Below are 967 nucleotides of genomic sequence, written 5' to 3'. Positions count from 1 at the left end.
CACATCTGCTCGAGGCTGCGCGTGGCCTGCCAGCCCAGCAGCTCGCGCGCCCGCGTGGCGTCGGCGTAGTAGCTGGGCAGATCACCGGGCCGGCGATCGACGATCTGGTACGGGATGGGCCGGCCGGCGGCCTGGCCGAACGCGCGCACCAGGTCGAGCACGCTGTAGCCCACGCCGGTGCCCAGGTTGACGGTGACGGAGCGCTGCTCGCCCAGCAGGTATCGCAGCGCGGCCACATGACCCTCGGCCAGGTCCATCACGTGCAGGTAGTCGCGCACACCGGTGCCGTCCGGCGTGTCGTAGTCGCCGCCGAAGACCGACAGGAACGGCCGTCGGCCCACCGCCACCTGCTGCACATAGGGCATCAGGTTGTTGGGCACGCCGCGCGGGTCCTCGCCGATGCGCCCGCTCTCGTGCGCCCCCACCGGGTTGAAGTAGCGCAGCCAGGCGATATGCCAGGACGGGTCGGCGGTCTCCAGGTCGCGCAGGATCTGCTCGCCCATCAGCTTGGTGCGGCCGTACACATTCATCGCGTCCAGCGGGTGCGCTTCGGTGTAGGGCAGGAACTGCGGCGTGCCGTAGACCGTGGCGCTGGAGCTGAAGACGAAGGTCTTGACACCGGCCCGGGCCATCGCCTGGCAGGTGCTGACCAGGCCGCCCAGGTTGTTGGCGTAGTACTTCAGCGGCTCGGCCGCCGACTCGCCCACCGCCTTGAAGGCGGCGAAATGCACCACCGCGTCGATCGCGTGCTCGGCGAACACCCGGTCCAGCGCGGCGCCATCGGTGACGCTGGCCTGCACGAAGACTGGCTCGCGGCCACCCAGTTCGGCCAGTCGGCGCAGCACCTCGGGCGAGCTGTTGGAGAAGTCATCCAGGCCCACCACCTCGAAGCCGGCCGACCACAGGGCCAGCCAGGTGTGAGAGCCGATGTAGCCGGTGGCACCGGTGAGCAGGACGCGTGGCATGG

General features: G+C 70.1%; 1 protein-coding gene. It reads right to left on the bottom strand.

Going from position 1 to position 967, the window contains the following annotated elements; translation table 11 throughout:
- Positions 1-965: UDP-glucose 4-epimerase GalE (galE, locus tag KAK03_RS24740; protein ID WP_210857353.1), on the bottom strand; the 965-nt coding region annotated here is incomplete at its 3' end.
- Between the last annotated feature and the right edge of the window lie 2 nt (positions 966-967).

The organism is Ideonella alba (assembly GCF_018069845.1).
Taxonomy (GTDB): domain Bacteria; phylum Pseudomonadota; class Gammaproteobacteria; order Burkholderiales; family Burkholderiaceae_C; genus Ideonella; species Ideonella alba.
The sequence above is the reverse complement of the archived record's forward strand: the minus strand, read 5'-3'. Positions and strand labels throughout refer to the sequence as shown.